This window comes from Immundisolibacter sp., assembly GCF_041625615.1.
In the GTDB taxonomy this organism is placed as follows: Bacteria; Pseudomonadota; Gammaproteobacteria; order Immundisolibacterales; family Immundisolibacteraceae; genus Immundisolibacter.
This window is the reverse complement of record NZ_JBFJTF010000112.1, coordinates 1-7571: the sequence shown is the minus strand read 5'-3', so window position 1 is coordinate 7571 and position 7571 is coordinate 1. Positions and strand designations below refer to the sequence as shown.

The 7571-nt window shown below is 66.8% G+C and carries 9 protein-coding genes; 7 read left to right on the top strand and 2 right to left on the bottom strand.

The features are described from left to right. The first annotated feature begins 49 nt into the window (after positions 1 to 49). The 7 genes from ABYX71_RS09110 to ABYX71_RS09080 all read left to right on the top strand — a co-directional run bounded on the left by ABYX71_RS09110 (position 50) and on the right by ABYX71_RS09080 (position 5082). Entirely contained in the window at positions 50 to 967 is a 918-nt protein-coding gene (locus ABYX71_RS09110; RefSeq protein ID WP_372696187.1) for an acetaldehyde dehydrogenase (acetylating), read from the top strand. 20 nt (positions 968 to 987) lie between these two features. Then, the gene (gene dmpG, locus ABYX71_RS09105; RefSeq protein WP_372696186.1) at positions 988 to 2037 is read left to right on the top strand and encodes a 4-hydroxy-2-oxovalerate aldolase; all 1050 of its coding nucleotides are present in this window, start codon (positions 988 to 990) and stop codon (positions 2035 to 2037) included. An 11-nt stretch (positions 2038 to 2048) separates the two neighbouring features. Continuing rightward, on the top strand, positions 2049 to 2837 hold the full coding sequence (gene dmpH, locus ABYX71_RS09100) for a 2-oxo-3-hexenedioate decarboxylase (protein WP_372696185.1): 789 nt from the start codon (positions 2049 to 2051) through the stop codon (positions 2835 to 2837). Positions 2838 to 2847: 10 nt separating this feature from the next. Beyond that, a complete protein-coding gene (locus ABYX71_RS09095) occupies positions 2848 to 3039 on the top strand; it encodes a 4-oxalocrotonate tautomerase family protein (RefSeq protein ID WP_372696184.1) in 192 nt (63 codons plus the stop codon). 41 nt (positions 3040 to 3080) lie between these two features. Beyond that, positions 3081 to 3629: a bacterioferritin gene (locus ABYX71_RS09090; RefSeq protein WP_372696183.1), complete on the top strand. Its 549-nt coding sequence runs from the start codon at positions 3081 to 3083 to the stop codon at positions 3627 to 3629. 42 nt (positions 3630 to 3671) lie between these two features. Next, positions 3672 to 4493, top strand: a complete 822-nt coding sequence (locus tag ABYX71_RS09085; protein WP_372696182.1) for an alpha/beta fold hydrolase — start codon at positions 3672 to 3674, stop codon at positions 4491 to 4493. 142 nt (positions 4494 to 4635) lie between these two features. Continuing rightward, positions 4636 to 5082 (top strand): ester cyclase, encoded by a 447-nt coding sequence (locus ABYX71_RS09080; RefSeq protein WP_372696181.1) that lies wholly within the window; start codon positions 4636 to 4638, stop codon positions 5080 to 5082. 10 nt (positions 5083 to 5092) lie between these two features. Here the strand turns inward: ABYX71_RS09080 and ABYX71_RS09075 are convergent, their stop codons facing one another. Beyond that, positions 5093 to 6556 (bottom strand): YdiU family protein, encoded by a 1464-nt coding sequence (locus ABYX71_RS09075; RefSeq protein ID WP_372696180.1) that lies wholly within the window; start codon positions 6554 to 6556, stop codon positions 5093 to 5095. Between the two features lie 128 nt (positions 6557 to 6684). After that, the gene (locus ABYX71_RS09070; protein ID WP_372696179.1) at positions 6685 to 7524 is read right to left on the bottom strand and encodes a dienelactone hydrolase family protein; all 840 of its coding nucleotides are present in this window, start codon (positions 7522 to 7524) and stop codon (positions 6685 to 6687) included. Positions 7525 to 7571: the final 47 nt, after the last annotated feature.

The window sequence follows — 7571 nt, the reverse complement described above, 5'->3', positions numbered from 1 at the left end:
CCGGCGGCGGTGTCTTTGCCACCCCACGGCCTGCCGAGGAATTCACGTCATGAAAATCAACTGCGCCCTGATCGGCTCCGGCAACATCGGCACCGATCTCATGTTCAAGCTCAAGCGCAGCAAGGTGCTGAATCCGGTCTGGATGGTCGGCATCGATCCCGACTCCGACGGCCTGCGCAAGGCCCGCGAGCACGGCATGAAAACCACCCACGAGGGCGTCGACGGCCTGTTGCCGCACCTGGCCGAGGACAACGTCCAGATCGCCTTTGACGCCACCTCGGCGTACGTCCACAAGGACAACTCCGACAAGCTGACCAGCCGCGGCGTGGTGATGATCGACCTCACGCCGGCGGCCATCGGGCCGTTCTGCGTGCCACCGGTGAACCTGAAGGATCACCTCGGCAAGCGCGAGATGAACGTCAACATGGTCACCTGCGGTGGCCAGGCCACCATCCCGATGGTGGCGGCCGTCAGCCGGGTACAGCCGGTGGTGTACGGCGAGATCGTCGCCACCGTGTCGTCCAAGTCCGCCGGACCGGGCACGCGCAAGAACATCGACGAATTCACCCGTACCACCTCCAAGGGCATCGAGGTGGTCGGCGGCGCGCGCAAGGGCAAGGCCATCATCATCCTGAACCCGGCCGAGCCGCCGCTGATCATGCGTGACACCGTGCACTGCCTGACCGAGACGCTGCCGGAGCAGGACGCCATCCGCGCCTCGGTCAAGGACATGGTCGCGGAAGTGCAAAAGTACGTGCCCGGCTATCGCCTGCTGCACGACGTGGTGTTCGACGGCAACCGGGTGTCGATCTTCCTGGAGGTGGAGGGTCTGGGTGACTACCTGCCCAAGTACGCCGGCAATCTGGACATCATGACCGCCGCCGGCGCGCGTACCGCCGAGATGATCGCCGAGGACATCCTGTCCGGCGCCTTCGACCCGGCGCAGTACAAGACCGCCGCCGCCTGAACCCCACGAGGACACCCGTCATGGCTCTGAAAGATCTCAAAGGCCGCAAGGTCACCCTGCACGACATGTGCCTGCGCGACGGCATGCATGCCAAGCGCCACCAGATCACGCTCGAACAGATGACGGCCATCGCCAGCGCGCTGGACGAGGCCGGCGTGCCGATGATCGAGGTCACCCACGGTGACGGTCTGGACGGCACCTCCATCAACTACGGTTTCGGGCTGCACACCGACGAGGAATACCTGAAGGCCACCGTGCCGCACCTGAAGCAGGCCAAGGTGTCCTGCCTGCTGGTGCCCGGCATCGGCACCGTCGACGGGCTGCGCATGGCGGCCGATCTGGGCGTGTCGTGCATCCGCGTGGCCACGCACTGCACCGAGGCCGACTGCGGCGAGCAGCACATCGGGCTTGCCCGCAAGCTGAACCTGGACGCGGTCGGCTTCCTGATGATGGCGCACATGGTCAGCCCGGAGAAAATCCTCGAGCAGGCCAAGCTGTTCGAGTCCTACGGTGCCACCTGCATCTACGTGACCGACTCGGCCGGCTACATGCTGCCGGACGACGTCATTGCCAAGGTCGGCCTGCTGCGCGCCAACCTGGCGCCGGAGATCGAACTCGGCTTCCACGCCCACAACAACCTGTCGATGTCGGTGGCCAATTCGCTGGCCGCCATCGAGGCCGGTGCCAACCGCATCGACGGTTCCGCCGCCGGGCTGGGTGCCGGCGCCGGCAACACGCCGCTGGAAACCCTGGTGGCGGTGGGCCAGCGCCTGGGCATCGACACCGGCGTGAACCTGTACAAGATCATGGACGTGGCCGAGGACATCGTGCGGCCGATCATGGATCAGCCGATACGCGTCGACCGCGATTCGCTGTCGCTGGGCTTTGCCGGCACCTATTCCACCTTCCTGCTGCACGCCAAGCGCTTCTCCGAGCGGTATGGCATTTCCGTGCGCGATCTGCTGGTCGAGTGCGGCCGGCGCAAGACCGTGGCCGGTCAGGAGGACATGATCGAGTCGATCGCGCTGGAAATGCTGGCCGAGCGCGAAAAACAGCCGGCGCACGCCTGAGGACACCGCACATGGCACTTGACGCGGCGACCATCGCCAAACTGGCCGAGCACCTGGAGCAGGCCGAACTCGAAGCCTACGACGTCACCAAGATCACGGACGATCATCCCGACATGACGATCGCCGAGGCCTACCAGGTGATGGAGGCCATTCGCGATCGCAAGCTCTCGCGCGGCATCCGCCAGGTCGGTTACAAGATGGGCCTGACCTCGCGCGCCAAGATGGTCCAGATGGGCGTCGACAAGCCCGGCTACGGCCTGCTGTACGACTACTTCGCGGTCGAGGACGGCGGCGTCGTCGACACCAAGAAGCTCATCCACCCGAAGGTGGAAGCGGAAATCGCCTTCGTCACCAAGGCGCCGCTCAAGGGGCCGGGCGTGCACATCGGCAACGTGCTGGCGGCCACCGATTTCGTCCTGCCGGCGCTCGAGATCATCGACTCGCGCTACCGCGACTTCAAGTTCGACATGGTCAGCGTGATCGCCGACAACAGCTCGTCGAGCCGCTTCGTCACCGGCGGGCGCAACCGCGCCGTGTCCGAGGTGGACCTGAAGACCCTCGGCCTGGTGATGGAAAAGAACGGCCAGCCGGTCGGTCTTTCCTGCGGTGCGGCGGTGCTGGGGCATCCGGCGGCCAGCGTGGCCATGCTGGCCAACATGCTCGGCGCCAAGGGCCAGGAGCTGCCGGCCGGCAGCTTCATCATGACCGGCGGCGTGACCGCCGCCGTGGCGGTCGAGGCCGGTGACACCATCACCGTGCAGTACCAGGACCTGGGCTCGATCTCGGTCAGCTTCGTCTGAGGACGCGCGCATGCCGTTCATTCAAGTCAACATTCTGGAAGGCCGCACCGAAGAGCAGAAGCTCGGCCTGATTCGCGAGCTCACCGAGACCGCCTGCCGCGTGCTCGGTTCCAAGCCCGAACAGGTGCGTGTGCTGATCAACGATGTGCCCAACACCAACTGGGGCATCGCCGGCCAGTCGGCCAAGGAGCTGGGCCGCTGAGCGGCGGCACCGATCGTTTCCCCCTGTCTGGAGCGTGAGCCGTGCCAAAGAAAAAAGCGGAAAAGCCGTTTCTCACCGACATCAAGACCCTGCGCAAGCGGGCACGTGAGCACATCGAGCGCGGCGCCGTCACGGCCGGCTACCGGGCCGATCGTGACACCGTGATTCGGCTGCTCAACGAGGCGCTGGCCACCGAGATCGTCTGCGTGCTGCGCTACAAGCGCCACTTCTTCATGGCCACCGGCATCAACGCCCAGGGCGTGGCGCAGGAATTCCTGCAGCACGCCAACGAGGAGCAGGTGCACGCCGACGACATCGCGCAGCGCATCGTGCAGCTCGGTGGCGAGCCCAACCTGTCGCCCGACGGCATGCTCACGCGCAGCCATGCCGAGTACGTGCCCGGTGAGTCGCTGGTGGACATGATTCGCGAGGACCTGGTGGCCGAGCGCATCGCCATCGACAGCTACCGCGAGATGATTGCCTACCTTGGCAACGACGATTCCACTACCCGGCGCATGCTGGAAGGCATCCTGGCCATGGAGGAAGAGCATGCCGACGACCTGGTCGGTTTGCTCGAAGAGCTCGGTTAGTGCCGCGCTCGTGCTTCGTCAACTTTTCAGTGAGACCCAAAGATGAGTAATCCCGAAATCGGCAAGTGGATCAACGCCGGCGGCATCAACACCAACTATCACGACGTCGGCGAGGGCTATCCGACCGTCCTGATCCACGGCTCCGGCCCCGGCGTGAGCGCCTTTTCGAACTGGCGCCTGGCGTTCCCGGTGCTGTCCCAGAAGGTGCGCGTGCTGGCGCCGGACATGCTCGGTTTCGGCTACACCGAGCGGCCCGAGGGCGTGCAGTACACCCTCGACAGCTGGGTCAAGCACCTGACCGACTTCATCGACGCCCTGGGGCTGGAGAAGGTCAACCTGGTCGGCAATTCCTACGGCGGTGCGCTGACCCTGGCCACCACCATCCGCAACCCGGAGCGGGTCAACCGCATCGTGCTGATGGGTGCCGCCGGCGTGAAGTTTCCGCTGACCGAGGGGCTGGATTTCGCCTGGGGCTACACGCCGTCGTTCGAGAACATGCGCAAGATGCTGGACCTGTTCGCCTACGACCGCGGACTGGTCAGCGACGACCTGGCCCGCCTGCGCTACGAGGCGAGCCTGCGCGAGGGCGTGCAGGAGGCCTACGCCAGCATGTTCCCGGCGCCGCGCCAGCAGTGGATCGACGCCCTGGCCAGTGCCGAAGAGGACATCGCCAAGATCCAGTCGCCGGCGATGATCATCCACGGGCGCGAGGACCGCATCCTGCCGTTCAGCAACTCGGTGCGCCTGTTCGAGCTGATCCCCAACAGCCAGCTGCACCTGTTCGGCAAGTGCGGTCACTGGACGCAGATCGAACACGCCGCGCGTTTCAACAAGCTGCTGCTGGATTTCTTCGGCGAGGATTGAGTCTGGGCCGCGCCGTCAGGCGCGGATCGGCCAAAAAGGCCGCCTGCCGGGAAACCGGCCGGCGGCCTTTTTTGTGGCCGCCGCTCGGTCGGCACGGGGATAAGATCGCACCTTCATAACGCGATACGTGGAGGAGTACGCCATGTCCGACCCGCAGCAGCTCGAATGGAACAAGCAGTTCGTGCGCAGGTTCTTCGCCGCCATGGACGCCAAGCGCTTCGACGAGATGGAGGCGTTGCTGCATCCGGAGCACCTGTTTCACTTGCCGATGGCACGCGAACCGTTGAACGTGAAGACGCACATGGAGGTCAACAAGCGCATTCAGGCCTCGCTTCCCATCGTCAAGCGCGTGTTCGAGGACCAGATCGCCGAACGCGACCGGGTGGTCAGCCGCGGCCGGCTGAGCTTCCAGCACGTGGGCGAGTTCAACGGCGCGCCACCCACCAATCAGGTGATCGAGGTGAGCTTCATCCACATCATGCGCATCAAGGACGGCCTGAACGCCGAGGAATGGGACGAGGTCAATTTCCTGCCGTTGATGAAGGCGCTGAAGGTGGTGCCCGAGGACGCCGGCATCAACTGGCACTGAGCCGGGTGCGTCACGAGGAGCAGGACAGCACGATGTCGCCGGCATCGGCCGGCGGTGGTTCGGCATACGCCTCGGCACCCGGCTGTGGGCTGAACGGCCGGGCCAGCAGTTGGCGCAGACGCTCGATTTCGTCGTATTGCTGCTGGTCGGTGGCCAGGCGTATGGCCCGTTCCGCCAGATGGGTGCGCAGCACGTAAAGCGGGTTGGCCGCGTCCATGTCCGCCTGACGCGCCTCGGCGCTGTCGGTTTCACGGCTCAGGCGCGCGCTGTAAGCGTCGAGCCACGCGTCGATGGCCTGTGGCGTGCGCGAGAGTGCCAGCAGGGGGCGGCGCGTGTCGGCATCGTGCGGCCGGAAGGCGCCCAGGCGGCGCAGGAAGGCGGGGTAGTCGGCGCGGCCGTCCTGCAGGGCGTGCAGCAGGCTGTCCACCAGTTCGGCGTCCTCGGCCTGTGGCTGGCGCAGGCCGAGCTTGCGGCGCATGAGCGCGCCGTAGGCGCCGACGAACAGCGGCTCGAAGCGTTCCAGCGCGGCCTCGCGTCGGGGCGCGTCGATCAGGCTGGACAGGGCCTGCGCCAGGGCGTGCAGGTTCCATAGCGCAATGCGGCCCTGGTTGGCATAGGCGTAGCGGCCATGGCGGTCCGTGTGGTTGAACACGCGCACCGCCTCGAAGTGGTCCAGAAAGCCGTACGGGCCGTAATCGAGCGTGAGGCCGAGAATGGACATGTTGTCGGTGTTCATCACGCCGTGCACGAAGCCCTGTGCCTGCCAGGCGGCCACCAGGTGGGCGGTGCGCTCCACCACCGCATCGAGCAGTCGGGCGTGGCGGTCCTGGTGGCCGGTGAATGCCGGGAAGTGACCGTCGATCACGAAGTCCGCCAATGCGCGTACCTGCGCATCCCGGCCCTGGTAGTGGAAATACTCGAACGAGCCGAAGCGCACGTGGCTGGGCGCCAGGCGCGCCAGAACGGCGGCGGTCTCGATCCGCTCGCGGTAGACCGGCTGGTCGCTGCCGACGATGGCCAGCGCGCGGGTGCTCGGAATGCCCAGGCCGTGCAAGGCCTCGCTGGCCAGATACTCGCGGATGGTCGAGCGCAGCACGGCCCGCCCGTCGGCCCCGCGCGAGAACGGCGTGCGCCCGGCGCCCTTGAGCTGCAGTTCGTGCCGGTTGCCGTCGGCGTCGACGATGTCGCCCAGCAGCAACGCCCGCCCGTCACCCAGTTGCGGCACGTAGACGCCGAACTGGTGGCCTGCGTACACCGCGGCCAGCGGCCTCACCCGGGCGGGCACATGGTTGCCGCACAGCGTGTCGATATCCCGTGGCCCGGGCGCAGCGGGCAAGCCGAGCTGCTCGCCCAGGTCCGGGTTGAAGGCGATCAGATACGGCTGTGGCAGCGGGGTCGGTACCTGCGGCGCGTAGAAGTCGGTCGGCAGGCGCGCATAGGCGCCGGCCAGTAGACGGTGTTCGAGTCCGGTCATGAGTGACTGGCGTGATCAGGCATGGCGGTGTTCATTGAATGACAGACGTGGCGTGCCCGCAAAGCCGGCGCTCGGTGTCGCCGCCGGGTGACGGCGACCTGCCGTGGACAGGGCCGGTTGCCGGCGCGCTAGTGCAATACCTCGTCCAGGAACTGACGCATGGCTGCCCAGGAGCGCCGGTCGGCGCGGGCATCGTAGGCGGCGCCGGTGGATGGGTCATCGCCGGCGGCCGGGTTGGTGAAGGCGTGTACGGCGCCGCCGTAGCTGACCATCTGCCAGTCGACGTCGGCACCGCGCAGCTCGGCCAGCAGGGCCTCGATGTCGGCCGGCTTGACGAACGGGTCCGCGGCACCGTGCAGGAGCAACACCCTGGCCTTGATGTTCTGGCCGTCGCTGGGCGTCGGGCTGTCGAGGCCGCCGTGCACGCTGACCACACCGTCGAGATCGGCACCGCTGCGTGCCAGTTCCAGCACGCCGGTGCCGCCGAAGCAGTAACCGACGGCCGCCGTGCGCTGCGGGTCCACCGCCGACTGGTCGAGCAGGGTGCGGTGGCCGGCCAGCAGGCGCGAACGGAACAGGGCGCGGTCCTGCTTGTACTTGGCGGCCTCGGCGCTGGCGGCCTCCGGTGTCTTGGGCCGCACGCCCTTGCCGTACACGTCCACCGCCAGGGCGACGTAGCCGAGCTTCGCCAGCTTTTCGGTCTGGGCGCGGGTGTGGTCGTTGATGCCGGTCCATTCGTGCACCACCAGCACGCCCGGCCGGCGGCCGAGCCGCGATGCGTCCCAGGCCAGGTAGCCTTCCAGCAGCTGATCGCCGTCGTGGTACTCGATGCGCTCGGTGCGCAGCTTGCTCTTTTCGGCGAGGCCGACGGTGGACGACTTGCCGGGCAGGAAATCGGCGGCTGACGCCGGGAGGCCGGGTAGCAGCAGGGTGGTCAGCAGAACCAGCCATGGAATGCGAGCGAACATTGGCGATACACCTCGGGATGACGGCGACGGGTCACGCAGGCCGCGTT

Excerpts from the sequence above, each read along its gene's own strand:
- ABYX71_RS09110 (WP_372696187.1), top strand. The coding sequence starts at position 50 with ATGAAAATCAACTGCGCCCTGATCGGCTCCGGCAACATCGGCACCGAT.
- ABYX71_RS09075 (WP_372696180.1), bottom strand. The coding sequence starts at position 6,556 with ATGACCGGACTCGAACACCGTCTACTGGCCGGCGCCTATGCGCGCCTG.
- dmpG (WP_372696186.1), top strand. The coding sequence starts at position 988 with ATGGCTCTGAAAGATCTCAAAGGCCGCAAGGTCACCCTGCACGACATG.
- ABYX71_RS09095 (WP_372696184.1), top strand. The coding sequence starts at position 2,848 with ATGCCGTTCATTCAAGTCAACATTCTGGAAGGCCGCACCGAAGAGCAG.
- dmpH (WP_372696185.1), top strand. The coding sequence starts at position 2,049 with ATGGCACTTGACGCGGCGACCATCGCCAAACTGGCCGAGCACCTGGAG.
- ABYX71_RS09070 (WP_372696179.1), bottom strand. The coding sequence starts at position 7,524 with ATGTTCGCTCGCATTCCATGGCTGGTTCTGCTGACCACCCTGCTGCTA.
- ABYX71_RS09085 (WP_372696182.1), top strand. The coding sequence starts at position 3,672 with ATGAGTAATCCCGAAATCGGCAAGTGGATCAACGCCGGCGGCATCAAC.
- ABYX71_RS09080 (WP_372696181.1), top strand. The coding sequence starts at position 4,636 with ATGTCCGACCCGCAGCAGCTCGAATGGAACAAGCAGTTCGTGCGCAGG.